General features: G+C 71.0%; 22 protein-coding genes. 4 read left to right on the top strand and 18 right to left on the bottom strand.

Annotated features, from left to right (window positions below; translation table 11 throughout):
* The 3 genes from OG844_RS17790 to OG844_RS17800 are packed head-to-tail and all read left to right on the top strand — an operon-like array spanning window position 1 to window position 2,150.
* Window positions 1-831: a PaaX family transcriptional regulator C-terminal domain-containing protein gene (locus OG844_RS17790; protein WP_406391433.1), complete on the top strand. Its 831-nt coding sequence runs from the start codon at window positions 1-3 to the stop codon at window positions 829-831.
* Between the two features lie 42 nt (window positions 832-873).
* Window positions 874-1,695: a GNAT family N-acetyltransferase gene (locus OG844_RS17795; RefSeq protein ID WP_406391435.1), complete on the top strand. Its 822-nt coding sequence runs from the start codon at window positions 874-876 to the stop codon at window positions 1,693-1,695.
* Complete coding sequence (locus tag OG844_RS17800; protein ID WP_406391436.1) at window positions 1,692-2,150, top strand: hypothetical protein; 459 nt, start codon at window positions 1,692-1,694, stop codon at window positions 2,148-2,150. The genes OG844_RS17795 and OG844_RS17800 overlap by 4 nt, the downstream gene beginning before the upstream one ends.
* On the opposite strand, the gene OG844_RS17805 is transcribed toward OG844_RS17800, so the two are convergent.
* Entirely contained in the window at window positions 2,137-4,437 is a 2,301-nt protein-coding gene (locus tag OG844_RS17805) for a bifunctional salicylyl-CoA 5-hydroxylase/oxidoreductase (RefSeq protein WP_406391437.1), read from the bottom strand. The two genes, OG844_RS17800 and OG844_RS17805, sit on opposite strands and share 14 nt — an antisense overlap.
* A gap of 4 nt (window positions 4,438-4,441) precedes the next feature.
* On the bottom strand, window positions 4,442-5,269 hold the full coding sequence (locus OG844_RS17810; protein ID WP_406391439.1) for an enoyl-CoA hydratase family protein: 828 nt from the start codon (window positions 5,267-5,269) through the stop codon (window positions 4,442-4,444).
* A 366-nt stretch (window positions 5,270-5,635) separates the two neighbouring features.
* Between OG844_RS17810 and OG844_RS17815 the strand changes: the two genes are divergently transcribed.
* Entirely contained in the window at window positions 5,636-6,082 is a 447-nt protein-coding gene (locus tag OG844_RS17815) for an ATP-binding protein (RefSeq protein ID WP_406396173.1), read from the top strand.
* On the opposite strand, the gene OG844_RS17820 is transcribed toward OG844_RS17815, so the two are convergent.
* The 16 genes from OG844_RS17820 to OG844_RS17895 form a co-directional block, all read right to left on the bottom strand.
* Complete coding sequence (locus tag OG844_RS17820; RefSeq protein ID WP_406391441.1) at window positions 6,042-7,511, bottom strand: amino acid permease; 1,470 nt, start codon at window positions 7,509-7,511, stop codon at window positions 6,042-6,044. The two genes, OG844_RS17815 and OG844_RS17820, sit on opposite strands and share 41 nt — an antisense overlap.
* A 238-nt stretch (window positions 7,512-7,749) precedes the next feature.
* Window positions 7,750-8,766: an ornithine carbamoyltransferase gene (argF, locus tag OG844_RS17825; RefSeq protein ID WP_406391443.1), complete on the bottom strand. Its 1,017-nt coding sequence runs from the start codon at window positions 8,764-8,766 to the stop codon at window positions 7,750-7,752.
* A gap of 156 nt (window positions 8,767-8,922) precedes the next feature.
* Window positions 8,923-10,155, bottom strand: coding sequence for an arginine deiminase (locus tag OG844_RS17830; RefSeq protein WP_406391445.1), 1,233 nt, complete (start codon window positions 10,153-10,155; stop codon window positions 8,923-8,925).
* Between the two features lie 72 nt (window positions 10,156-10,227).
* On the bottom strand, window positions 10,228-12,771 hold the full coding sequence (locus tag OG844_RS17835) for a polynucleotide kinase-phosphatase (protein WP_406391447.1): 2,544 nt from the start codon (window positions 12,769-12,771) through the stop codon (window positions 10,228-10,230).
* Window positions 12,768-14,327 carry a 3' terminal RNA ribose 2'-O-methyltransferase Hen1 gene (locus OG844_RS17840; RefSeq protein WP_406391448.1) on the bottom strand — a complete coding sequence of 520 codons (1,560 nt, stop codon included), beginning with the start codon at window positions 14,325-14,327 and terminating at the stop codon, window positions 12,768-12,770. Before OG844_RS17840 ends, OG844_RS17835 begins: the two co-directional genes overlap by 4 nt.
* A 30-nt stretch (window positions 14,328-14,357) precedes the next feature.
* Window positions 14,358-15,305 carry a homocysteine S-methyltransferase gene (mmuM, locus tag OG844_RS17845; RefSeq protein ID WP_406391449.1) on the bottom strand — a complete coding sequence of 316 codons (948 nt, stop codon included), beginning with the start codon at window positions 15,303-15,305 and terminating at the stop codon, window positions 14,358-14,360.
* Between the two features lie 15 nt (window positions 15,306-15,320).
* Window positions 15,321-16,244 carry an LLM class F420-dependent oxidoreductase gene (locus OG844_RS17850; protein ID WP_406391451.1) on the bottom strand — a complete coding sequence of 308 codons (924 nt, stop codon included), beginning with the start codon at window positions 16,242-16,244 and terminating at the stop codon, window positions 15,321-15,323.
* Between the two features lie 46 nt (window positions 16,245-16,290).
* Window positions 16,291-16,821 carry a DUF6099 family protein gene (locus tag OG844_RS17855; protein WP_406391453.1) on the bottom strand — a complete coding sequence of 177 codons (531 nt, stop codon included), beginning with the start codon at window positions 16,819-16,821 and terminating at the stop codon, window positions 16,291-16,293.
* 124 nt (window positions 16,822-16,945) lie between these two features.
* Window positions 16,946-17,305 carry a nucleotide pyrophosphohydrolase gene (locus tag OG844_RS17860; protein WP_406391455.1) on the bottom strand — a complete coding sequence of 120 codons (360 nt, stop codon included), beginning with the start codon at window positions 17,303-17,305 and terminating at the stop codon, window positions 16,946-16,948.
* The gene (locus OG844_RS17865) at window positions 17,302-18,465 is read right to left on the bottom strand and encodes an ATP-binding protein (RefSeq protein WP_406391457.1); all 1,164 of its coding nucleotides are present in this window, start codon (window positions 18,463-18,465) and stop codon (window positions 17,302-17,304) included. Before OG844_RS17865 ends, OG844_RS17860 begins: the two co-directional genes overlap by 4 nt.
* 55 nt (window positions 18,466-18,520) lie before the next feature.
* A complete protein-coding gene (locus OG844_RS17870; RefSeq protein WP_406391459.1) occupies window positions 18,521-18,928 on the bottom strand; it encodes a cell division protein SepF in 408 nt (135 codons plus the stop codon).
* A 75-nt stretch (window positions 18,929-19,003) separates the two neighbouring features.
* Window positions 19,004-20,308, bottom strand: a complete 1,305-nt coding sequence (locus OG844_RS17875) for a cytochrome P450 (RefSeq protein WP_406391461.1) — start codon at window positions 20,306-20,308, stop codon at window positions 19,004-19,006.
* Window positions 20,305-20,919: a GTP-binding protein gene (locus OG844_RS17880; protein ID WP_406391463.1), complete on the bottom strand. Its 615-nt coding sequence runs from the start codon at window positions 20,917-20,919 to the stop codon at window positions 20,305-20,307. The genes OG844_RS17875 and OG844_RS17880 overlap by 4 nt, the downstream gene beginning before the upstream one ends.
* Window positions 20,897-21,250: a DUF742 domain-containing protein gene (locus OG844_RS17885; protein WP_351167622.1), complete on the bottom strand. Its 354-nt coding sequence runs from the start codon at window positions 21,248-21,250 to the stop codon at window positions 20,897-20,899. The genes OG844_RS17880 and OG844_RS17885 overlap by 23 nt, the downstream gene beginning before the upstream one ends.
* Window positions 21,247-21,669, bottom strand: a complete 423-nt coding sequence (locus tag OG844_RS17890; RefSeq protein ID WP_383186594.1) for a roadblock/LC7 domain-containing protein — start codon at window positions 21,667-21,669, stop codon at window positions 21,247-21,249. The genes OG844_RS17885 and OG844_RS17890 overlap by 4 nt, the downstream gene beginning before the upstream one ends.
* Window positions 21,666-23,156, bottom strand: coding sequence for an ATP-binding protein (locus tag OG844_RS17895; RefSeq protein WP_406391466.1), 1,491 nt, complete (start codon window positions 23,154-23,156; stop codon window positions 21,666-21,668). Before OG844_RS17895 ends, OG844_RS17890 begins: the two co-directional genes overlap by 4 nt.
* Between the last annotated feature and the right edge of the window lie 60 nt (window positions 23,157-23,216).

A 23,216-nucleotide genomic window follows, 5' to 3' on the forward strand; every position in this document is an offset into this window, starting at 1 on the left:
GTGGCCGAGCACTCTCCCCGTTCCCTGATCGTCACCCTCTACGGCGCCTACGGTCGCTCCCCGGGCAACGCCCCGCTGGCGGTGTCCGAACTGATCCGGCTGCTGCACGCGGTCGGCGTCGACGCTCCGTCCGTGCGCTCCTCCGTCTCCCGGCTCAAGCGCCGCGAGCTGCTCGTCCCCGCCCGGACGGCGGACGGGGCGGCCGGATACGCCCTGTCGGCCGACGCGCGTCAGCTGCTCGACGACGGCGACCGGCGGATCTACCGGCATCCCTCGCCCGGGCTCAGGGAGGGCTGGGTGCTCGCCGTCTTCTCCGTACCGGAGGCGGAGCGCCACAAGCGTCACCTGCTGCGCTCCCGCCTCGGCAACCTCGGCTTCGGCGCGGCCGCCCCCGGGGTGTGGATCGCGCCCGCCGGACTGTACGAGGAGACGCGGCACACCCTGGAGCGGCTGGAACTCGCCCCGTACGTCGAGCTGTTCCGCGGGGAACACCTCGGTTTCGCCGCGACGAAGGAGTCGGTGACCCGCTGGTGGGACCTGGACGCGATCGCCCGGCTCCATCTGGACTTCCTGGCGCAGCAGGAGCCCGTGCTGCGGGGCTGGGAGGCGCGGGCCGGCGGGAGTGCGCCCGACCCGGAGGATGCCTACCGGGACTACCTCCTCGCCCTGGATTCCTGGCGGCGGCTGCCGTACGCGGATCCCGGGTTGCCCGAGGAGCTGCTGCCCAAGGACTGGCCCGGCGGCCGTTCGGCGGAGGTGTTCGGGCGGCTGCACGCACAACTGAGGGACGCGGGAGCGGAGTTCGTGGGCGCAGAAGTCGACGCAGGATGAAATCGGGGTGCCCCGAAGGCTGCTGACCCGGCAGGATGAGGCATGACCTGGACCTTCACTGATGACGTCGGCGTCTTCCTGGACGCGGCAGGAGCGTCACTGGCCGCCCGGCCGGCGGAGAACACCCTGGTGCTGACCGTCACTGCGGCCCTGCGGCACAGCGGTCCGCACGCCTACGGCGAGGCATCCCCGCTGCTGGGGTGGTGGCGCGGGGTGGACGGGGCGGTCGCCGGAACGCTCGTGCGGACGCCGCCGTTCGTGCCGATCCTGGGCACGGTGGCTCCGGACGCGATCGGTCCGCCGGCCGAGGCGCTCCCCCTGCCCGGCGTCAACGCGGACCGCGCCACCGCCGAGGCGCTGGCCTCCCGCTGGCCCGGCCACCGTGTCGACGAGCAGCACCGGCTGTACCGTCTGCGCGAGTTGGTTCCGCCCTCCCCCGCGCCCGCCGGAAGCCCGCGCACCGCGACCTGCGCCGACCGCGCGCTGCTCATCGACTGGTTCCGGGCCTTCGGCGAGGAGACGGGACAGTCGGGCGACCGGGCCGAACGGATCGTGGACGACCGGACCTCGCACGGCGGGCTGACCGTCTGGGAGGACGACGGTGTCCCGGTGTCGATGGCGGGCGTCTCCCGCAGGATCGCGGGCACGGTGCGGGTGGCGACGGTCTACACACCGCCGGAGCACCGCGGCCGGGGGTACGCGGCGGCGGTGACGGCGGAGGTCAGCCGTGCGGCACGGGAGGCGGGCGCCGAGGAGGTGCTGCTCTTCACGGACCTCGCGAATCCGACGAGCAACGGGGTGTACCGGCGCATCGGCTACGAGGCACTCTCCGACCGGCTGCTGATCACCGCGGAGCCGAAGTGACGGACGGGGACCGGGAAGCCTCACCGGAGCAGGCCTGGCTGGTTGCCGCGAACGTGGTGCGCTGGCGGCGGTACGGGGACGGCGGGCAGGAGCTCCGGCCGGGCACCAAGTCCTACCGGGGCGGCTCGAAGGTCCATGTGATCTCGACCTACCCGGGAATGGCCCACGAGCAGCTGACCACGATCGGACGCGGGCGCCACACGGGCACGTACATCACCATCGACATGGCGACGCGCAACCTGCACACCTTCCGCGCCGTGCCGGTCCACAGCCCGACCGTGCTGCGGCTGTGGACGGAGGCCGGCGTGGGCGGCTGCCGGCCGAGCCGGGAGGACGCCGAGGAACTGGCCGTACTGCTCGAACGGCTGGCGGCCGAGTACCGCACCACCTCGTGGGGCTCACCTCATCCCCTGCCCTGCCGCTGCCACGAATGTCTGACGCTCAGCCCAGGGTGAGCCGCGGCTTGGGTGCGTCGGTGCGGCCCGTCGGCGGGGTGCGGCTGCCCGCCCGGTACGGAAGGGGCCACGGGGCGCCCGGACCCTCGTAACCCTGTTCGGCGGCGGCGTGCAGGGTCCAGTGCGGGTCGTACAGATGCGGGCGGGCCAGGGCGCAGAGGTCGGCGCGGCCGGCGAGGAGCAGTGAGTTGACGTCGTCCCAGGAGGAGATGGCGCCGACCGCGATGACCGGAACGTCCAGGGTGTTGCGGATCCGGTCGGCGTACGGCGTCTGGTAGGAGCGGCCGTACTCGGGGCGTTCGTCCGGGACGACCTGGCCGGTGGAGACGTCGATGGCGTCGACGCCGTGTTCGGCGAAGGCGCGGGCGATCCCGAGGGCGTCCTCGGGGCTCGTACCTCCCTCGGCCCAGTCGGTGGCGGAGATCCGGACGGTCATGGGCCGGTCCTCGGGCCACACCTCGCGGACCGCGTCGAAGACCTCGAGGGGGAAGCGGATGCGGTTCTCCAGCCGCCCGCCGTAGGCGTCGGTGCGCCGGTTGGTGAGCGGGGAGAGGAAGCCGGAGAGCAGATAGCCGTGCGCGCAGTGCAGTTCGAGGAGGTCGAACCCGCAGCGGGCGGCGCGCCGTGCGGCATCGGTGAACTGGGTACGGACGGTGTCGAGTCCGGCCCGGTCCAGGGCGTGCGGGAGCCGGCTGACGCCCTGTGCGTACGGGATCGGGGAAGCGGCGCTCAGCGGCCAGTTTCCTTCGTCCAGCGGTTGGTCGATGCCCTCCCACATCAGTTTCGTGGACCCCTTGCGGCCGGAGTGGCCGAGCTGGACGCCGATCGCGGCACCGGGGGCGGAGTCGTGGACGAAACGGGTGATCCTGCTCCAGGCCGTGGCCTGTTCGTCGGTCCACAGGCCGGTGCAGCCGGGGGTGATGCGGCCTTCGGGGCTCACGCACACCATCTCGGTCATGGTGAGTCCCGCGCCGCCGAGTGCGCGGGCACCGAGGTGGACGAGGTGGAAGTCGCCGGGCATCCCGTCGACGGCGGAGTACATGTCCATGGGCGAGACGACGACGCGGTTACGGAGTTCGAGGCCGCGCAGCCGTAGCGGGGTGAACATCGGCGGGGTTCCCGGCGGGCAGCCGAACTCCGCCTCGACGGCTCCGGTGAAGTCGGAGTCGCGCAGCCGCAGGTTGCCGTGGGTGACGCGGCGGCTGCGGGTGAGGAGGTTGAAGGCGAACCGCCGGGGCGGCTGGTCCACGTACAGCGGGAGTTCCTCGAACCAGCGCAGGCTCGCCGCCGCGGCGCGCTGCGTGGACAGGACGACCGGGCGCCGCTCGGCCTCGTACGCGGCGAGGGCGGCGGGCAGGTCGCGCTGTTCCTCGATGCAGGCGGCCAGCGCGAGGGCGTCCTCGACGGCGAGTTTGGTGCCCGATCCGATGGAGAAGTGGGCGGTGTGGGCGGCATCCCCGATGAGGACCGTGTTGCCGTGGGCCCATTGGGTGTTGGTGACGGTGGCGAAGGTCAGCCAGGAGGAGTTGTTTGACCGCAGCGGCCTGCCGCCGAGGGCCTCGGCGAAGACCTTGGCGCAGCGTTCGGTCGACTCGGTGGCCTCACAGGTGTCGAGGCCGGCCGCCCGCCAGACCTCTTCGCGCATCTCGACGATGACGGTGGAGGCGTCGGGCGAGAAGGGGTAGGCGTGCAGCTGCATCACGCCGTACTCGGTCTCGGCGATCTCGAAGCGGAAGGCGCCGAACGCGAAGTCGGCGGCGAGCCAGATGTAGCGGTTGCGATGGGTGGCGGTCCGCGGGCCGAAGTGGGCGGCGTCGGCCTCGCGTGTGGCGCTGTGCACACCGTCGGCGGCGATGACCAGGTCGTGGTGGGCGGCGAGCTCGGCAGCGGGCGGGGCCTCGGCCCCGAAGCGGAGTCGTACGCCCAGGGACCCGCAGCGCTCGTGCAGGATCTGCAGGAGCCTGCGGCGGCCCAGCGCGGCGAAGCCGTGGCCGTCCGAGGTCTGGGTGGTGCCCCGGTGGACGACGTCGATGGTGTCCCAGCGGACGAACTCGTCCCGCAGCGCCGCGTACACGACGGGGTCGGCGTGCTCGATGCCGCCGAGCGTCTCGTCGGAGAGGACCACGCCGAAGCCGAACGTGTCGTCGGGCGCATTGCGCTCCCAGACGGTGATCTCGCGCCGGGGGTCGAGCCGCTTGAGGAGGACCGCGGCGTAGAGCCCGCCGGGCCCGCCGCCGATGACCGCGATCCGTCCGGTGCGCGGAGTGTCCGCAGCGGAGGAGGGCATCGCGCTACCGGCCCTGCCACTTCGGCGGCCGCTTCTCGGTGAAGGCGGCGTGGAACTCTGCGTAGTCCTCACCGTTCATGAGAAGCGCCTGGGTGGCGGCGTCCAGTTCGACGGAGGCCGCGAGCGGCATGTCGAGCTCGGCGGTGAGGAGGGCCTTGGTCTGGGCGAGGGCGAGGGCGGGGCCGTCGGCCAGCCGGCGGGCGAGTTCCGCGGCCTGTGCGTCGGCCCTGCCCTCCTCCGCCATCTCGCTGATCATTCCGATGCGCTCGGCCTCGGGGGCGCGGACGGGTTCGCCGAGCATCAGGAGCCGGGTGGCATGGCCGAGGCCGACGACACGCGGCAGGAGGTAGGCGGCCCCCATGTCCCCGCCGGAGAGACCCACCTTGGTGAAGAGGAAGGCGAAGCGGGCGGAGGGGTCGGCGACGCGGAAGTCGGCGGCGAGCGCGATGACCGCCCCGGCCCCGGCGGCGACCCCGTGCACGGCGGCGATGACGGGGAAGGGGCACTCCCGCAGGGCACGTACGACCTGTCCGGTCATCCGGTTGAAGTCGAGCAGTTGTGCGGTGTCCATGGCGAGCGTGGCGCCGATGATCTCGTCGACATCGCCGCCGGAGCAGAATCCGCGCCCCTCACCCGCGAGCACGAGCGCGCGCACGGAGCGTTCACGGGAGAGCTCGGCAAGGAGGTCGCGCAGGTCGGCGTAGGCGCCGAAGGTGAGTGCGTTGAGCTTCTCGGGCCGGGCGAGAGTGACGGTCGCCACCCCGTCGTGCTTCGTCAGGCGCAGATGTTCCCATCGCTCCGTATGCGGGACGGTGCCGGTGAACGGGCTCATGGAAGGGGTCCCCTTCAGCCGTCGGGCTGCTGTGATCCGCTTCGAAGTTATCACTCATGCGTGACTTCCGTCATGAGTGCGCAATAACTGATCCGTCGCGCCGGTGTGGCGAAGGTCCCGTTTGTGCCGGTCGACCGCCCCTATGTCTGAGGCGGTGCACTTCGTAAGGTTGGACCCAGGAAGTCCTGGTACCGAACTTTCGGTGCAGAACTTCGGTACAGAGCCTCCCTGCGGAACATCGGTACAGAACCTTCGGTACTGAAATCTCCGTACAGAACTCTCCGTACAGACGTCCGGTACGACCCTCCGGCGCAGCTCGGCAGGGAAGCCCGGTGCAGGATGTCCCGCTCCCGAACGGAAACCACCTTGCCGCCCGACGCCCCCGCCCCCGTGCCCACCTCCTGGCGCGTCGCACTGCCGCACTCCACGGCCGCCGTGCCGATCGCCCGCGCCCTCATCCGTACGGCGCTGGCGGACATCGACGCACCGGCGGACAGCGACACGGCCGAGCTCCTCACGGCCGAACTGGTCGCCAACGCCGTGGAGCACACCGACGGCGCGGGGCCCATCGAACTGGTCGTGGAGCTCATGGCGACCGGCTGCCAGGTCGAGGTGCACGATCACGACCCCGGCCCGCCCGGCGACCTCTCACGCCCCCGGCCCGGCAGCGAGCCGGACCCCTGGCAGGAGCACGGCCGCGGACTGGTCCTGATCCGCACCCTCAGCTCCGCCTGCGGTCATCGCGCCACCGAGCACGGCAAGGCCGTCTGGTTCACCCTTCCGTCGGTGCGGCCGCCCGGCCCGCAGGGTTGACCAGCCGGGACCGGCTGCGGCCGTAGCCGGCGTACACGAGGGCTCCGACCGCCAGGAAGACCACGAACTGCACCCAGGTCGACCAGCCCGTCCCGTACATCAGGTACAGGCAGAAGGCCACACCCAGGACCGGGCTGAGCGGGTAGAGCGGCACCCGGAAGGAACGCTTCAGCTCCGGATTGCGGCGGCGCAGCGCGATCACCGCGATGTTCACCACCGCCATGATCGCGAGGGTGCCGATGGTCGTCAGGTTCACCACGACGTCGAGCGACGAGAAGGCCGCCGGGATCGCGAAGAGGAGCGCCACGATCCAGGTATTGGCCACCGGCGTGTGCGTCCGGGGCGAGACGCGCTCGAAGACCCGGGGGATCAGTCCGTCGCGGGACATCGACATCAGGATCCGGGTCTGCCCGTACATCACCGCGAGCACGACGGACGCGATCGCGACAACGGCGCCGAAGGCGATGATCCCGCCGCCGACCGCGGAGTCGGTGACCTGGTCGACGACCAGCGAGAGCGCGGCCGGCTTGTCGGACACCGCGTCCGCGCCCAGCGCCCCGATGGCCCCGAGGGCGACCGCGCAGTAGAGCAGCGTGACGAGGCCGATACAGATCATGATCGCGATCGGGATGTTCCGCCGGGGGTTCTTGACCTCTTCGCCCGCCGTGGTGATGGCGTCGAACCCGATGTACGAGAAGAACGCCAGCGACGCGCCGGCGGTGACCCCGGCCATGCCCTCGGGAGCGAACGGGGAGAGGTTTCCGTCCTCGAACGCGGTGAAGGCGATCACGCAGAACGCGATCAGGATGCCGATCTTGAGGACCGCCATCGCAGCCGTGGCTCCCGCGCTCTCCCGGATGCCGCGCACCAGCAGAGTGGCGGCCATCATGATCACGACGACCGCGGGCAGGTTGATCACACCCCCGTCCGCGGGTCCCGAGGACAGGGCGGCCGGCAGTTCCCAGCCGAAGATGCTGTTCAGCAGCTCGTTGACGTACTGGCTCCAGCCGACCGCGACCGCGGAGACCGAGACGCCGTACTCCAGCAGCAGGCACCAGCCCACGAGGAACGCGACGCGCTCGCCGAGCGTGGCGTAGGCGAACGAGTACGAGCTGCCGGAGACAGGGATGGCGCCGCCGAGCTCGGCGAAGGAGAAGGCGGTGAAGATGCAGGTGACCGCGGCGAGGACGAACGAGACCACGACCGCGGGGCCCGCTTCGGCGACGCTGTCGGACAGGCCGACGAAGATCCCTGTGCCGACGATCGCGCCGACTCCGAAGCACACGAGCTGGAACAGCCCCATGGTGCGCCGGAGGCCGTGGCCCTCCAGGTCGGCACCGGACTCGGCGACCAGCAGGTCGGGGCTCTTGATGCGCGACCGGCTCGCCGGCGGGCTCACGGGCGTCCGGGGGGAGGGGACGGAACTCATGGGGGGACGTTCTCTTCTCTGGTGGAGCGTGGGGGTGGGGGTGGGCTGGGGATGGGGCTGGGGCGCCCGCGGAAAGCTGCGGGGGTGACCTGGAGCCTGTGGGCGGGACGACCGAGGAAACCGTGGGGAGGACTCGGACCGAGCGCACAGAAATGGGGTTCGAGCGTGCGAGCCCGAACCCCACCAAGTGCCCCTATCGTAGGCGCCACCACGCATGTTCACCCAATCGGGTGCATGCTCATGCGTACTGCCCCTGCCCCGCCATGGTGGCCACGAGAACGGCCTTGATCGTGTGCATCCGGTTCTCGGCCTCGTCGAAGACGACGGAGTGCCCGGACTCGAAGACCTCGTCGGTGACCTCCAGCTCGGTGAGGCCGTGGCGCTCGTGGACCTCCCGGGCCACTTTCGTACCGAGGTCGTGGTAGGCCGGGAGGCAGTGCAGAAACTTGACGCCGTCGTTGCCGCTGGCCCGCAGGACGTCCATGGTCACGGCGTACGGCGCGAGCGCGGCGATCCGCTCGTCCCAGACCTCCTTGGGCTCCCCCATGGAGACCCAGACGTCGGTGGCGACGAAGTCGGTGCCGCGGACGCCTTCGGCGATGTCCTCGGTGAGGGTGATGCGCGCGCCGCTGGACTCCGCGAGCTTGCGGGCCTGCGCCACGACCTCCTGGGCCGGCCAGTACGCCTCGGGCGCGACGATCCGGACGTCCATACCGAGCAGAGCGCCGGTGATCACGTAGGAGTTGCCCATGTTGAAGCGGGCGTCGCCGAGGTAGGCGAAGCACAGCTGGTCCAGCGGCTTGTCGCTGTGCTCGGTCATCGTGAGGACGTCGGCGAGCATCTGGGTGGGGTGCCAGTCGTCGGTGAGGCCGTTGAAGACGGGGACGCCGCTGTACGCAGCCAGCTGCTCGACCGATTCCTGGCTGTCACCGCGGTACTCGATGCCGTCGAACATCCGGCCGAGCACACGTGCGGTGTCCATGACCGACTCCTTGTGGCCCATCTGGGAGCCGGAGGGGTCGAGGTACGTCGTGGAGGCACCCTGGTCGGCGGCGGCCACCTCGAAAGCGCACCGCGTGCGGGTCGAGGTCTTCTCGAAGATCAGCGCGATGTTCTTCCCGCGCAGCCGCTGCACCTCCTCGCCCGCCTTCTTGGCGGCCTTGAGCTCGGCAGCCAGGGCGATCAGGCCGCGGAACTCCTCGGCCGTGAAATCCAGCTCCTTGATGAAGTGGCGGCCTGCGAGGTCTATGGCCATGGTGGCTGCTCCTGGGTCGGGCTGAGGACACGCATACAGTGACCCTGGAAGTCTATACGAGACTACGCATTGATATACAGAGATGGTGGGGTGCCCTGTTGCCCCTGGAAATCGGTGTCGCGCACCGCCGGGCCGCTCATTCGGTCGGTCGGTCGCTCACACCGGGTCGCGCACCACCGGGCAGCTCATACAGCGCGGACCGCCTCTGCCCCGCCCCAGCTCACTGCCGCGGATCTCGATGACCTCGATGCCCTCCTTGCGCAGAAAGGTGTTGGTGGTGGCGTTGCGCTCGTACGCGACGACGACCCCGGGTTCCACGGCCAGGACGTTGCAGCCGTCGTCCCACTGCTCGCGCTCGGCCGCGTGGACGTCCTGGGTGGCGGTGAGGACCCTGATCCCGTCCAGGCCCAGCGCGGCGGCGATGGCCCGGTGCATGTGCTCGGGCGGGTGGTCGGTGACCTTCAGCTCCCGGGGGCCGCTGCCAGGCTCGATCGTGTAGGAACGGAGCATCCCCAGCCCGGCGTACTGCGTGAACGTGTCCCCGTCGATCATCGTCATCACCGTGTCGAGGTGCATGAACGCGCGGCGCTTGGGCATGTCGAGCGCCACGATCGTCCGGGCCGACCCGGTGTCGAAGAGACCCCTGGCGAGCATCTCCACGGCCTGCGGAGTGGTGCGCTCGCTCATCCCGATAAGGACGGCACCCCGGCCGATCACGAGGACGTCGCCGCCCTCGATGGTGGACGGGTAGTCGTGCTGCCCCTCGGACCAGTGGTGGAAGACGCCTGCTTCCGGGCCGGTGAACAGCGGATGGTGCCGGTAGATGGCCTCGAAGTGCACGGTCTCGCGCTGCCTGGCCGGCCAGCGCATCGCGTTGATGGACACCCCGTCGTAGATCCATGCCGAGGTGTCGCGGGTGAAGAGGTGGTTGGGCAGCGGGTTGAGGAGGAAGTCGTCCAGGTCCATGACATGGAAGCGGACGGACGTCGGCTCGGCGTGCCGCTCCAGGAACTCCCGCTTCGTCATCCCGCCGACCAGCGCCTCGGTCAGTTCGGCGGCCGACAGCTCCTCGAAGACGGCACGCAGGTGCTCGGTGGCGAGCGGCCCGTACTCCTTTTCCTCGAACACCCGGTCGAGCACGAGCCGCCGCGCCACCGGGATGTCGAGGGATTCACGGAGCAGGTCACCGAAGAGGTGGACCTCCACACCGCGGTCGCGCAGGACATCGGCGAAGCCGTCGTGCTCCTCCCTGGCGCGGCGCACCCACAGCACGTCGTCGAACAGAAGCGCGTCCTTGTTGCTGGGGGTGAGCCGCTTCAGCTCCAGATCGGGGCGGTGCAGGATGACGCGGCGCAGCCGCCCGGCCTCGGAATCGACATGGAATCCCATGTCTCCATCCTCACCGCGCGGAGCACCGTTCACCCCGCGAACGGCCAACCGGTTCCCGGCCCCGGCCGGGAGCTACAGCCGGGGGTCGACCGGCTCGGACTCCAGGGCCAGTACCGCGAAGACCGCTTCGTGGATCCTCCACAGGGGCTCTCCGTCGGCCAGCCGGTCCAGGGCCTCCAGGCCGAGGGCGTACTCCCGCAGGGCCAGCGACCGCTTGTGGCCGAGGAACCGCGAACGCAGCCGGTCCAGATTTTCCGGACGCGTGTACTCGGGCCCGTAGATGATCCGCAGGTACTCCCGGCCGCGCACCTTGACGCCCGGCTGGACCAGCCTGCCCTTCCCGTCCCTGACGAGAGCGCCGAGCGGCTTGACGACCATGCCCTCACCGCCGCGCCCGGTCATCTCCAGCCACCAGTCGATGCCGGCGCGCACGGAGTCCTCGTCCCCTGTGTCGACGACGAGGCGCCGGGTGACCTGGAGCAGCCCGGTCGGGTCGTGCTCCACCAGGCGGTCCAGCCAGGCCAGCTGCTCGTCGTGCGGTACGGAGGCGAGTGAGCGGCCCTGCACGGCGAGGATCTGGAACGGCGCGAGGCGGACACCGTCGAGTCCCTCGGTGCTCCAGCAGTAGCGGCGGTAGGCCTCGGTGAAGGCCGCAGCGTCCGCGGCACGCTCCTGCTGACGTCCGGCGAGAGCGCCGACGTCCACACCGCGGGCAGCCGCCGCGGCCAGGGCCTCGCCCGCCACGGGAAGGACCGCGCCCGACGCGGCGCCGACCGCCGCGTACTGCGAGCGCAGTAGCCCGGCCGCCTTGAGGGACCAGGGCATCAGCTCGGCGTCCAGCAGCACCCAGTCCGTGTTCCACTCCTCCCAGAGGCCGGCTGCGGTGACGGCCGTGCGGAGCCTGCCGAGGATCACTTCGGTGAGCGCCACGTCGTCCAGGAACGGCCGGCCGGTACGGGTGTGCAGCGCCCCGGTGGGGCCCTCGGCACCGAAGCGCTCACGGGCCGCGTCCGCGTCGCGGCAGACCAGGGCCACCGCACGCGAGCCCATGTGCTTCTCCTCGCAGACGACCTTGGTGACGCCGTCCGCCCGGTACTGGGCGAAGGCCTCGGCCGGATGCTCCAGGAAGCCCTCCTCGTGGGACGTCGCGGTCGGGGCCATGGTCGGCGGGAGGTAGGCCAGCAGCCTCGGGTCGACGGCGAACCGGCTCATCACCTCGAGGGCCGCCGCCGCGTTCTCCTCGCGCACCGCGACGCGGCCCATGTGGCGGGTCTCCACGATGCGGCGGCCCTGCACGTCGGCGAGGTCGAGCGGGCGCCCCTCACGGCCCCCGGGGGCCTCGGTGGTCAGGGGCTTCACGGGCTCGTACCAGACCTGCTCGGCCGGTACGTCGACGATCTCGCGCTCCGGCCAGCGCAGCGCGGTCATCTTCCCGCCGAAGACGGCTCCGGTGTCCAGGCACAGGGTGTTGTTGACCCAGGAGGTGGTGGGCACCGGGGTGTGTCCGTAGACCACGGCCGCGCGGCCGCGGTAGTCCTCCGCCCACGGGTAGCGCACGGGCAGGCCGAACTCGTCGGTCTCGCCGGTCGTGTCCCCGTACAGCGCGTGCGAACGGACCCGCCCCGAGGTGCGCCCGTGGTACTTCTCGGGCAGCCCCGCGTGGCAGACGACCAGCTTGCCGCCGTCCAGGACGTAGTGGCTGACCAGCCCGTCGATGAACTCCTTCACCTGCTCGCGGAACTCCGGGTCCTTCGCGTCCTCCCGCTCCAGCTGCTCGATGGTCTCGGCGAGTCCGTATCTGACCTGGACCTGCCTCCCCTTGAGGTACCGGCCGAGCTTGTTCTCGTGGTTGCCCGGGACACACAGGGCGTTGCCCGCCGACACCATGGACATGACGCGGCGCAGCACACCGGGGCTGTCGGGACCGCGGTCGACGAGGTCGCCGACGAACACGGCGGTGCGCCCGTCGGGGTGCGCGCCGTCGGTGTATCCGAGCTTGCCGAGCAGGGACTCCAGCTCGGAGTTGCAGCCGTGGATGTCACCGATGATGTCGAAGGGACCGGTGAGGTGGCGGAGGTCGTTGTAGCGGCGCTCCAGGACGACTTCGGCGCTGTCGGCCTCCTCCTCGGTGCGCAGGACGTGCACCTTGCGGAAGCCCTCGCGCTCCAGTCCGCGCAGCGAACGGCGCAGCTCACGCCGGTGGCGCTGGACGACATGGCGCGGCATGTCCGCGCGGTCGGGCCGCTTCGCGTTGCGCGCGAGGCAGACCTCCTCGGGCAGGTCGAGCACGACGGCGATGGGCAGCACGTCGTGCTCCCGGGCCAGCTGCACGAGCTGCTTGCGGCTCTCTGCCTGCACGTTGGTGGCGTCGACGACGGTGAGCCGTCCGGCGGCGAGGCGCTTGCCCGCGATGAAGTGCAGGACGTCGAAGGCGTCACGGCTCGCGCTCTGGTCGTTCTCGTCGTCGGCGACGAGGCCGCGGCAGAAGTCCGAGGAGACGATCTCGGTGGGCTTGAAGTGCTTGCGGGCGAAGGTGGACTTGCCCGATCCGCTGGCGCCGATGAGCACCACGAGGGAGAGGTCGGTCACCGGCAGTGTGCGAGAGGTACTGGTCATGCGGCCTTCGCCTCCTTCGTCTTCTCGTCTGTCATCCGGCCGGTCTCCGTGCCGGCCTTCCCGTCCGTCATCCGGCCGGTCTCCGCACCGGCCTTCTCTCCGGTCGCGTCCTTCCCCGCGGACCTCGTGAAGACAGCCATCTGTGTGGGCGGCCCCACTTCGGGGTCGTCCGGCCCCACGGGTACGAACGCGACGCCGTAGCCGTGACGCTCGGACACCTGCCGGGCCCAGGAGCGGAATTCCTCCCTGGTCCATTCGAAACGGTGGTCGCCGTGGCGCACGTGTCCGGCCGGGAGCGTTTCCCAGCGGACGTTGTACTCGACGTTCGGCGTGGTCACGAGCACGGTCTGCGGCCGCGCCGAACCGAACACCGCGTACTCCAGCGCGGGCAGCCGAGGCAGGTCGAGGTGCTCGATCACCTCGCTGAGCACCGCGGCGTCGTATCCCTTGAGCTGCTTGTCGGTGTACGTGAGTGCGCCCTGGCGGAGCGTGACCCGGCCGGCCTGCCGCTCCCCCATCCGGTCCAGCTTCAGCCTGCGCGAGGCGATCGTCAGGGCACGCATCGACACGTCGACCCCGACGATCTCCGTGAACCGCACGTCCTTGAGCAGCGCCTGCACCAACTGGCCCTGTCCGCAGCCCAGGTCGAGCACCCGGCTCGCCCCGGCGGCGCGCAGTGCCTCCAGGATCGCCGCACGGCGCTGCTCGGCGAGCGGCACCGGCTTCTCCTCGGTGTCGGTGGTCTCGTCCACGGCGTTGTCGACGCTCTCCACCTCCAGGTCGTCGGACTCGGCGAGCCGCACCAGTTCGAGCCGTTCCATCGCCTGCCGGGTCAGACCCCAACGGCGGGAGAGGTACCGGCTGGTGATCAGCCGCTGCTCGGGGTGCTCGGCCAGCCAGCCCTCGCCCGCCCGCAGCAGCTTGTCCACCTCGTCGGGCGCCACCCAGTAGTGCTTGGCGTCGTCGAGCACCGGCAACAGCACATAGAGCTGGCGCAGGGCGTCGGCGAGCCGCAACTCCCCCTCCAGCGCGAGCCGTACGTAGCGCGAGTCACCCCACTCCGGGAACTTCCCGTCCAGCGGTACGGCTACGGCGTCGACGCTCCTCCAACCGAGCGGCCCGAAGAGCTTCTCCACCAGTTCGACGCCGCCGCGGGCCGGCAGCGCGGGCACCTCGATGCGCAGCGGCAGGAGCTCCTGGACCCGCTCGGGCATGGCGCGGCACACCCCGTTCAGCGCGGACTTGAAGACCGTCGTCATCGCGACCGAGAGAAGGGACGAGGCCGCGTAGGGCCGGTCGTTGACGTACTGCGCGAGCGCCGCGTCGGGGGCACCGCCCCGGCCCTTGCCCTTGCCTCGCCGCACCAGCGCCACCGGATCCACCTCCAGCAGGAGCGCGGCCGTGCAGCGCTCCACGGATGCCTCGGGGTAGAAGACGTGCGCGGTGCCGTGAGAGGTGGAGAACGTCTGCGCCTTCTCGGGATGCTTGTGCAGCAGAAAGCCGAGATCGGTGGCGGGACGCTCAGGGGTGCCGGTCGTGCTGATAGTCAGGAACACCCGTCCGAGTATGGCCCTGCACCCCACCCCCTACCAGGCATTTTCGCCTCCGGTCCGTCCTGGCAGCGCGGCCAGCTCTGCGATCTCGGAGGGGCCGACCCGGCAGCAGCCCCCGATGAGCCGGGCGCCGGCCCGCTGCCAGGCGCGCACCCGCCCCGGGTCGAAGGTGTTCTCCCCGGTCCACCTCCGGCCCTCGGCATCCCACACCTCGCCGCTGTTCGGGTAGACGACGACGGGCTTCCCGGTCACGGCCGCCGCCACCTCCACCGCACGCTCCGCGTCCGCCGGGTCGCAGCAGTTGACCCCGACGGCCACCACCTGGTCGTTGCCCGTGGCGATCCCGAAGGCCTCCTCGATCGGCTGGCCCGCCCTGGTCCGGTCACCCGCCACGCAGTAGGAGAGCCAGACAGGGACGGCGCAGTCCTGAACCGCCCGCAGCAGCGCCTCGGCCTCGTCGATGTCCGGCACCGTCTCCAGGGCCAGCACATCGGGGCCCGCCGCAGCCAGCGTCTCCACCCTGGGGCGGTGGAAGCGCTCCAGCTCGGGGACGCTCAGCCCGTAGCGGCCGCGGTACTCGCTGCCGTCCGCGAGCATCGCCCCGTACGGTCCGACGGAGGCCGCGACCCAGAGCTCCCGCCCTGTCCCCGCCCCGGCCCGGCGTGCCAGCTCCACGCTGCCGGCCATCAGCTCCGCGGCCCGGTCCCGCCCGATCCCGCGCCGCCCGAACCCTTCGAACGTCGCCTGGTAACTGGCCGTGATGAGCACCTGCGCACCCGCCCGTGCGTAGGCCGCGTGGGCCGCCTCGATCTGCTGGGGCGCGTCGGCCAGGAGCCGGGCCGACCACAGGGCGTCGGACAGATCGCACCCCTGCGCCCCCAGTTGGTTGGAGAGACCGCCGTCCAGCAGAACGGTGCCTTCGGCGAGCGCGTCGCCGAGGGTGCGGCCGGTCGGCTCGTGAGGAGTCCGGGCGGATTGCACAGCTGTTCCTTCCCGTCAACTCAGCTGGGCCTGGACCTGCGACGAGATCAGCTCCAGGTGTTCCAGGTCGTGCAGGTCGAGGATCTGCAGGTAGATCCGGGACGCTCCGATCGCGGCGTACTGGCCGATCTTGTCGACCACCTCGTCGGGCGAGCCCGCCAGGCCGTTCGCCTTGAGATCCTCGACGTCCCTTCCGATCGCGGCAGCCCGCCGGGCCACCTCCGCGTCGTTCTTCCCGGCGCAGACCACCAGGGCGTTGGAGTACACCAGGTCGTCCGGGGCACGGCCGGCCGCCTTCGCTGCCTCCCGGACACGGCCGAACTGCTTCTCGCTGTCCTCGATCGACGCGAAGGGGATGTTGAACTCGTCCGCGTACTGTGCGGCCAGCCGCGGGGTGCGTACCGCACCGTGCCCGCCGATCAGGACAGGCACCTTGGCCTGGGCCGGCTTGGGAAGCGCGGGTGAGTCGGTGAGCTGGTAGTACGTGCCGTCGTAGGTGAAGGTCTTGCCGACCTCGGTCTCCCACAGGCCGGTGATGATCGCCAGCTGCTCCTCGAGGCGGCCGAACTTCTCCTTCGGGAACGGAATGCCGTACGCCTTGTGCTCCGCCTCGAACCAGCCCGCGCCCAGGCCCAGCTCGACCCGGCCACCGGACATCCGGTCGACCTGGGCCACCTGGATGGCCAGCACTCCGGGCAGCCGGAAGGTGCCTGCCGTCATCAGCGTGCCGAGCCGGATCCGCTTGGTTTCGCGGGCAAGACCGGCCAGGGTGATCCACGCGTCGGTCGGTCCGGGCAGTCCGTCCCCGGAGCCCATGCGGAGATAGTGGTCCGAGCGGTAGAAGGCGTCGAAGCCGAGATCCTCGGTGGCCTTGGCGACTGTCAGCAGGGTGTCGTAATCGGCCCCTTGCTGGGGCTCGGTGAAGATTCGAAGATCCATGCCTCCATCCTGCACCTTCGGACGGGGCCCATGACTTCCCGGCTGCTCATGACTGCCCGGCCACGAAGCCGGCAGGGCCGCGGATCACTCCGTACGGACCGTCACGCTCCCGGCCCTGCTCCTGTTCCCGCTCCTGCTCCTGCTCGGCGAGCCGTCTGAGCATCCCGTACACCCTGTCGATCGATTCGTCGACGGCGTCTATCGCCTCGATGCACTGCCAGTAGAGCCCGTCCTCCTCCGTATCGCAGGCAACGCCGACGAGTGCGATGCCCACATCACCGAGGAGCAGGCCGAGTGCGCCCAACGCGCGTGGCACATCGGTCACTTCGGTGAGCTGTGCCGCCCGTGCGGCACCGGCCGGCACCATCGGGTGGTCGAGCACCGCGGCGCCCCGTCCGCCGATCTCGCTGAGCCCGCGCGCGTCGGTCCGTAACTCAGCCGGTCCGCAGCGCACCAGCTGTCCGCCGACCGTCCGGGCGAGGGCCTGCGCCTGCCAGGCCTCCGCCATGATGGCCGGGGTTCCCCGGCTCGCCGCGAGGGCTCGTCGTCCGGCCTCGATAAGCCGCTCCGCTTCCATGTGATTCCCCCGTCGTCGCGAAAACCCGCTCACCTTCTTCATTACCCACAGTGAGGTGAGCGGCACCGAAATGCCAGAGGAAATCGGAAATCTGTGGACAGGAAGTCGATTGTCGAGAAGTTGATCACTCCGAAGAGTGACGATCGTGGAGTTCAGTGGGTTTCGGCGCCGGGAAGCGCACTTCGTTCCGGTCGATCTTGGCCGCCAGCGCCGCCAGCACGTCGACACCGAGCACTTCGCAGAACTGCAGCAGATACGCCAGAACGTCGGCGACCTCGTCCACGACCCTGTGCGCCGTGCCGGGATCCTCCATCACCCGCGCCGACTGCTCCGGTGTCAGCCACTGGAAGATCTCGAGGAGTTCGGAGGCCTCGACGCTCAGCGCGACCGCCAGATTCTTCGGGGTGTGGTACTGCTCCCAGGCCCGTGCCGCCGCGAAGTCGGCCAGCCGCCGCTGCAGTTCAGCTACATCGAATTCCGTCACGGTGCCAGGTCTACCACTGTCACACCCGCCGTCCCGCGGGCCAGTGCCGCGGTCGCCTCGGTGACGGTGCCCAGCAGCCGGATGTGACCGTCCGCGCAGATCGAGGACGCCAGCGCCAGCAGTTCACGTGTCTGCCGCGCGTCCAGGCTCCGGTCGAGCCCGTCGGCGAGGACGGTGAGCGCCTGCATCGCCGACGGCACCTCCGCGGCCGGTTCCACGACCAGCACATGGGGGCCGGTCAGCAGCACGAGGGCGAACGCCAGATACCTGAGCTCGCCGTCGCCGAGGCGGCGCAAGGGCGTACTGTGCCCGGCCCCGCGCCCCGCCCTGGCCTGTACGGCTCCGCCCGCGAGGTGTTCGACGGTCAGTCCCGTCACGGGTCCCGCGCACCCGGCGTCCGCGGTGGCGACCAGCCGGGCGTGCCGTTGGGCGCACTGGGTGTGTGTGCGGTGGAGTACGTCGGCGAGGTTGTCGCACGCGGTCGTCAGCCGTCCTTCCCCGACCGGAACCGCGGCACGCATCCGCCGCGGCTGCGGATCGCAGGCGAAGGCCGACCGCAACGCCACCACCACCTGCTCGGCTGCGGCCAGCACCCGTAACTGCCCCGGCGTGGTTCCCGCGACCCGCAGCGGCAACAGCGCCGTACCGAGCCGGTCGTCGGGGAACGGGGCCCGTGTCACCGGTACCGCGCCCGCGGTGTGCCAGGCCGCCTGGACGGCGGAGCGCCTGGGATCCCGCAGGGCCGTGGTCAGCAGCGTCTCGCCGGCGTCCACGAGCCGTTCGCCGACGATGCGGAGGGTGGGCTCGGCCTGGACGGCGAGATCCAGTCCCACCGGACCGGCCGGGCCCTCCACCGTGCAGCCGAGCCGGAACCCCCGCCGCCCCTGCGCATCCGCCCCGGCCCGTTCGGGCACCCAGGCCCCGGGGTCCGGGAAGACCTCTTCCAGCGGGTCGCCGGAAGCGAGCCCGGCCAGCGCCTCGTACGCGCGAAGGGCAGTCGTCTTCCCGCTGCCGCTCGCCCCGGTCAGAAGGGTGAACGGGCCGAGGGGGATCGCCGCACGGCGGTACGAGGCGAAGGCGGAGAGCCTCAGTTCGCTGACGAAGGGACGGACCTGGACACCGGTGCGCGTGGGTGTGGTCCTCGTGGTGATCACAGTCATGAGCGGACCGTACGCACGCCGCCGGCCGGCGAACCGTTCCGCCCGCACGACCTTCCTACGATTGAGGTACGCCCGCGGCCGTGACCCCCTCGACCTCCATGCCGACCGGCGCGAGCAGAAAGACATTGCGGTCGACGCGGTGCATCCCGCTGCCCAGTCCGAAGACCACGCCGCTGCTGAAGTCGAGGATCCGCTTGGCCACGTCGGTCTCGGCGCCCGTCAGATCGAGCAGCACCGGAATCTGTGCCACCAGGTACTCGGCCACCTCGCGCGCGTCCGCGAACACCTGGACCCTGAGTACGACCAGCCGGCGCTGTTCGGCCGGATTACGCTCGTCCTGCACCGTGCGGTGGTCGACGCGGGAGGGCCATTCGTTGCGCCCCCTCAGCGGTACGACCTGGGCGAGCCCTTCCCACTGTTCGTCGGTGGCGTCGTACCTGTCGTACCTGTCGTACCTGCTCACAGAACCACCCCGTCCGTAAGCCGGTTGGCTGTGCGCCGGCTGCGCTCGCTGTTCATCGGGCAATTCTCTCGCCCCTCACCCGTTCGGCGTACCACCGACACGGCTCGCGGCGTGATCGACACCGTCCTGGACCGTACGGGGGTCCGCTTCGGGGAGGGTGTCGAGAGGGGTGAAACGGACCGGAAGATGAGCCGGCGCGCGATGGAAGGGCCCGGGTCGCCAGATCAGCTCCGCGGCGTCGACGGACAGTTCGAGGTCGCAGAGCTGACTGGTGAGCTGTTCGATCGCGGTCATCGCCATCAGCAGCGCGGGCTGCTTCGCCGGGCATCGGTGCGGACCCGCCGACCAGGCGAGATGCGCACCGGTTCCGGAACGCACCGCAGGGTCCGAAAGGCCGGGCAGCGATTGTGTGTTGGCGGCTGCGAAGGAGACCAGGAGCAGTTGCCCCGCGCGGAGAGGGATGCCGTGGAACTCCGTGTCGTGCCGGGGGTAGTGGGCCCCGAGATTGGCCATCGGCGGGTCCCGCCAGAGCACTTCGTCGATCGCTTCGTGCGCGGTCGTCGCGCCGCCGTGCAGGGATCCCGTGTGTCCGGTGCCGAGCATGTGGAGCAGTGCGTTGCCGATCAGATTGGTCGTCGGATCGTGTCCGGCACTCATGATCAATGTGATCTGCCGCACGGCCTCGTCGTCGTCCAGTGCTGCAGGATGCGCGAGCAGATACGTGGTCAGGTCGCGCCCCGGCCGCGCACGCCGATCGGCGACGAGGCTGGTCACGACGCCGACGAGATCGGCGTACGCCGCTGCCGCACCATCGGCCGAGTCCATCATTCCGCCAATGCCGCGGACGATCCGCTCGCTGGCCCCCGGCGGCACTCCGAAGGCCGCTGTGAAGACGTGCAGGGGGAGGAGTCTGGCGTACTGGGCGATGAGATCGGCTCTGCCGGTGGACGAGAAGGCGCCGATGAGCTGCTGGGCGACCCGGGCCACCTCCGTCCTCAGCAGGTGCGGCTCGATCAGCGCGAGGGTGTCGTTGATGGCCTCGCGGTACCGGGCGTGGACGGCGCCGTCGGTGAAGAGCGCGGTGGGCCGGTAACCGAGCACGGGCAGGACCGGCGAGTCGGCCGGCACGCCCGCCTGCCAGGTGCGCGGGTCCTTGGTGAAGGTGTCGGTGTCGCGCAGCAGATCGACGGCGGCCTGGTAGTCCGTGACCAGCAGCGCGTCGATCCCGGGAGCGATACGGACCCGGGCCAGCGGCCCCTGGGCGCGCAGTTCACGGTAGTGGCCGTGCGGATCGGCTGCGAAACCCGGTCCGTACAGCTCGAGCGGCTCGTAGGGAGAGGTGCGGGCTGCGGGCACGGTGCCCGGTGTGTACGCGGTCATGACGGGTCCTGGGACGTGGGCAGGCAGGTCAGCGCATGCTCGGCGAGGGCGATCAGGGCGTTGATGCTGCCGCGTCGTTCACGGGCGTCGCACTGTACGAGGGGGGTGCCCGGGGCGAGGTCGAGATGCTTGCGCAGGACCTCGTCGGTGTGGGCGGGGGCGTCGGGGAAGCGGTTCACGGCCACGGCGTACGGCAGCCCCTGCTCCTCCACCATGTCCATGACGGCGAACGAGTCCTCGAGGCGGCGGGTGTCGACCATCACGAGGGCGCCGAGGGCGCCGCGCGCGATGTCCTCCCAGAGCGGGATGAAGCGCTCCTGGCCCGGGGTGCCGAACATGTAGAGCACCAGATCGTCCTGGACGGTCAGCCGGCCGAAGTCGATGGCAACCGTGGTCGTGGTCTTGTCGGGAAGCCCGGCGGTGTTGTCGAGTCCGGTGCTGGACTGCGTCATCACCTCTTCCGTGTGCAGGGTCGGGATCTCCGACAGGGTACGGATCAGGGTCGTCTTGCCCACGCCGAACGGACCCGTGACGACGAGCTTCATCAGGGTCTCGGCGGCACTCGGCAGATAGCCGATGCCGCCCCGGTCAGTGGAGGGAACGGAGTCCAACGAGCAGCCTCTCGACGAGCGACCGGTCGATCTCACCGGCACTGGGGATCGGTGGTCGAGCGTGCAGATGTCCGGCGGCCACGAGATCCGTGGCCAGGAAGACGGTGGCGCTGACCGGGAGTTCCAGATGTGCGGCGCACTCGACGACGGTGAGGGCTCCCGGCTCCAGGAGTTCACACAGTCTGCGCTGCTCGGAACCGGAGCCCGGCGGCAGGTCCGCATCCGTACGGACGAGCACGGCGAGCCGGTCGAGCGCGGGGCCGGTGGGCGCGGAACGGCCACCGGTGACCAGATATGCGGGAATCAGGCGGCGTCCTGGGCCGGGGGTCATGGCCGGGTGGCAGCGTCCGGCAGGCGGGTGGGGGCGTGCATCGCCCGGGTCAGCGCGGTCACCTGTACCTGCATCTGGTACGCGATGTTGCCCAGGTGCGCGTCGGGGGCCGCGAACAGGGCGAGGGTGGTGTTCCTGCCCGCGGGTACGACGATGGCGAAGCCCAGTTCGGACTCCACGACCGTCTGTGCCAGCCGTGGGGACTCCGCCTCCGTGAAGGCGGTGGTGAAGGCACGGGCGGCGGCGTGCAGGGTGGCTGTCATCGCGGCGACCCGCTCGGCGGACGCGCGGTCCAGGCCGGGCGACGCGCCCTCGACGAGCCCGTCGCCGGTGGCGACCACGGCGTGCTGCACACCGGGCAGTTCCAGCAGCGGGGTCAGCACCCAGGCGAGATCACCGGTGGTGGGAGTGGTGCTCACGTCTCGTCGTCTCCTTGGTCGTCCGATGAGGATGCTGAGGCGGCCGGCCCTGCTGAGGCCGGGGCGGCCGAGGACGCCGGGGCTGTGGGTGCTGCCGTCCCCGTCGAGGGCGCCGGGGCTGCGGGAGGCTCCGCGGCGGCCGGAGCGCTCCTGCCGCTGACGGTGCCCTGCTGGAGCGCGGTCCAGGACGCTCCTGCCTGTTCGGGGGTACGGAGCACGGGCTCGTCCGCCGCCGCGCCCGGTGCGGCCGTGGCGGCGTCCGGGGAGGCCGCCCGGCGGCTTCTACGGCGTCGGCTGGGCAGTGCGGCGGGACGCTCGTCCGGGGAGGCCGCGGGGACGACGGGGGTCGCGGAACCGGCCTCCTCGCGGGCCGGGCCGGGGTGCGCTCCGCCGGCCGCGTGACCGGAACCCGCACCGGCCGCGACCGCACGCGTCTGCACCGGCTTCGGCGCGAGCACGGACAGGGTGCGGTCGTCGTCGATCACGGTCAGCAGATGGGCCGGAATGCGCAGCATCGTGCGCATGCCCCCGTACGGCGACGACTCGATGTGGCAGCTGAAGCCGTACCGCGCGACGAGCCGCCCCACCACGGCGAACCCGGTCTGCGGCGGATCCCCCAGCTCGGTCAGCAGCACTTCCGAGGGCCCGGCCAGCAGCGCGCGGGCCCGTTTCAGCGCGTCCTCGTCCATGCCGATCCCGGCGTCGTCGACGAGGACCAGGGCACCGCGCCCCGCCGTCTGCTGGACCGTCACGGGTACTTCGGTGTCCGGGTGCGAGTACGCCGTCGCGTTGGCCAGCAGTTCGGCGAGGGCGATCGCGAAGGGCTCGGCGGCCCGGGCGACCAGCGCGAGCCGCTCCTGGCGCAGATGGTTGGCGACCTTGATCCGCTCGTATCCCGGGACCCGGGACTGGGCTCCGAGCACGACTTCGACGAGCGAGGAGTTCTGCCGGGCGAGGCCCGGCCAGGCATCGCAGAGAACGGCGGTGGCCTGGGTGCGGCGCAGCGCCAGTTCGTTGCGGAAGTCGAGCTGCAGGATCCGCGGATCGTCGTACTCGTGCTGGAGCTCCTGCAGCAGGTGCTGCGACTGGTTGAGCAGTGACTGGATCTTGGCGGACGTACCGCGCATGGCCGACCGGGCGGCGGCGTCGACGCGCCCCCGCTCCTCCATGACCGCGGTGCGCGCGGCCTGTACGGCCTCGGTCAGCAGGCGCGCGGCGTCGCCCTCGATCCCTGCGGCCTCCCTCAGTCCGGGAACCGGTGCGGTCGGGTGGGAGAGAGCGGTCGCCGCGGCGGGTATCCGCTTCTCGGCCAGCTGGCGTATCTCCTCGGTGAGGGCCAGCGTGCGTGCCTCTGCCGCCCGTGCCTGCCGGTCGGTCAGCTCGGCGCGCGCGGAGGCCCCGTATGCGTCGAGGCCGGCCTGATGGGCCCGTACGACGGCTGCCACCGCCGTGATGACGGCGATCAGCGCCACGATCCATGCCACCACAGCGTCACCGTGTCTCTCTTGTCGGACAGATCCCGCACCCCGTGGGACGCCGGGACTTCA

Source organism: Streptomyces sp. NBC_00887, assembly GCF_045207585.1.

What these genes read in the sequence shown, in the direction of transcription:
- OG844_RS17865 (WP_406391457.1), bottom strand. Translation starts at nt 18,465, where the DNA reads ATGACTGTGATCACCACGAGGACCACACCCACGCGCACCGGTGTCCAG.
- OG844_RS17795 (WP_406391435.1), top strand. Translation starts at nt 874, where the DNA reads ATGACCTGGACCTTCACTGATGACGTCGGCGTCTTCCTGGACGCGGCA.
- OG844_RS17885 (WP_351167622.1), bottom strand. Translation starts at nt 21,250, where the DNA reads ATGACCCCCGGCCCAGGACGCCGCCTGATTCCCGCATATCTGGTCACC.
- OG844_RS17855 (WP_406391453.1), bottom strand. Translation starts at nt 16,821, where the DNA reads ATGGAAGCGGAGCGGCTTATCGAGGCCGGACGACGAGCCCTCGCGGCG.
- OG844_RS17875 (WP_406391461.1), bottom strand. Translation starts at nt 20,308, where the DNA reads ATGACCGCGTACACACCGGGCACCGTGCCCGCAGCCCGCACCTCTCCC.
- OG844_RS17850 (WP_406391451.1), bottom strand. Translation starts at nt 16,244, where the DNA reads ATGGATCTTCGAATCTTCACCGAGCCCCAGCAAGGGGCCGATTACGAC.
- OG844_RS17805 (WP_406391437.1), bottom strand. Translation starts at nt 4,437, where the DNA reads ATGCCCTCCTCCGCTGCGGACACTCCGCGCACCGGACGGATCGCGGTC.
- OG844_RS17810 (WP_406391439.1), bottom strand. Translation starts at nt 5,269, where the DNA reads ATGAGCCCGTTCACCGGCACCGTCCCGCATACGGAGCGATGGGAACAT.
- argF (WP_406391443.1), bottom strand. Translation starts at nt 8,766, where the DNA reads ATGGCCATAGACCTCGCAGGCCGCCACTTCATCAAGGAGCTGGATTTC.
- OG844_RS17830 (WP_406391445.1), bottom strand. Translation starts at nt 10,155, where the DNA reads ATGGGATTCCATGTCGATTCCGAGGCCGGGCGGCTGCGCCGCGTCATC.
- OG844_RS17835 (WP_406391447.1), bottom strand. Translation starts at nt 12,771, where the DNA reads ATGACCAGTACCTCTCGCACACTGCCGGTGACCGACCTCTCCCTCGTG.
- OG844_RS17820 (WP_406391441.1), bottom strand. Translation starts at nt 7,511, where the DNA reads ATGAGTTCCGTCCCCTCCCCCCGGACGCCCGTGAGCCCGCCGGCGAGC.